At 38.6% G+C, this 1,480-nt stretch carries 1 protein-coding gene; it reads right to left on the bottom strand.

The features are described 5' to 3' along the window. Positions 1-93 precede the first annotated feature (93 nt). Complete coding sequence (locus ACNRUY_RS26450; protein WP_488114656.1) at positions 94-1,200, bottom strand: hypothetical protein; 1,107 nt, start codon at positions 1,198-1,200, stop codon at positions 94-96. Positions 1,201-1,480: the final 280 nt, after the last annotated feature.

The raw sequence follows: 1,480 nt of genomic DNA on the forward strand, positions 1-1,480 counted from the left end.
ACCTGAGCTTTGAATTCAGGTGCATGACGCTTCCTTTTTCTGACTGTCATTTTCCCCTCCTTGAAAGGGCATCATACAGTCGAAAAACTTAACTTAGCCAGTGGTCCAGTTTTTGGGGTCCACTATACTAGAAACGGTCATAATTTCATTTTCTAAACCATCAAACAAGTCTTTTAATAAACCATTAGAGGTGTAGTCACCTTCAGGCAATTTATCACCCATTAATTTTTTATACAGCTGTTTTATTGCATTTTTATAAACCCTTAATTCCAACGGATCAAAGCCACCAACCATATCAACAACCAACGCTCGATTGAGTGTAGCAAAGGCTTCAGCAATAAAAACCCAATCAGTACGCCAGTTCGAGTGTTCATCATGAGTAACAATTTTACCCAACATATCGAGCCGATCTAAAACAACCATCTTCGTTTGAACAACCACATCTATATCTGAAGGTGAGACATCAGAATCTTTATCTTGCCCTGCACCTGAAATAAAACGATTTAACTCCAAATAGGATAAATCATCACTCATTTCTTCAAAAAAGAAACCAGAGCGTGGAACATCTGACTTAAATAAAGAACCAAACATCATCGATTGAACAGACTTTAGTTCTATAGCCATGCGGATAAATCGATATGTAGAAGAATCCCTTTGCGGATCATTTTTATATCTATCCTCATCCACAAAACCAACAGTTTTGTCTGTCAACAACCGAAACACCATAGCATCATAATAATCACCCACCTCCTTTTCATCTACTTCAAAGCCAACGCTCAAGTCTTCAACCCCAGAATCACTCTCCTCATAACGAAACTTATACCTCTTTTCAGTCCAGCTATTTTGGCCCCCCTCCTTCTTCACTTTCAAAAAACCTTTAAACTTATCATGATATAAAATAGATTGAAATGGAGTAGTTTCATCAAGAACCTTACCACTCGGGCAATAAAAGGACTTATCAACATAGAGGCTCAATGCATGAGGCAGATTCGGGAAGTTATCAATATAACCTTGCTTAAGGACATTATAAAAAAAATCTTTTGAAAAATACCTCGGAAGGGCAAAACCAATAGCAGGAGCAAAGACTTGAACCTGAGGCACTTTTAAAAACCCTTTATCCAACAACCACTCATAGTTACGATCTAAGTGTCGAAGCTCACCTATAAATTCAAAAACAAAACCTTCATAATATTTAAACAAACCGTCTAGATATTTATCATGCTCTTCTTGAAAAACCCTAAGCTTATCCTTTGACTCTTTGTAATTATCATGTAGGCGCTGTTCAAATTAAATGTTGCTAACATGGTCTATACTCCCTGAGCATGAGAATTGTCGTGTAAAGTGGAGTTCCAGCCATGAAACCTCAGCAATTCCAAGACATCCTGAAGTCCATACCCATGATGTCCCCAGAGCAGATCGGTGTCCTCCATAAAACTCTGCCGCCCTCACCCATTGCCGGTGATGCACAAGGTATTTCCGG

The organism is Endozoicomonas sp. Z74 (assembly GCF_057680865.1).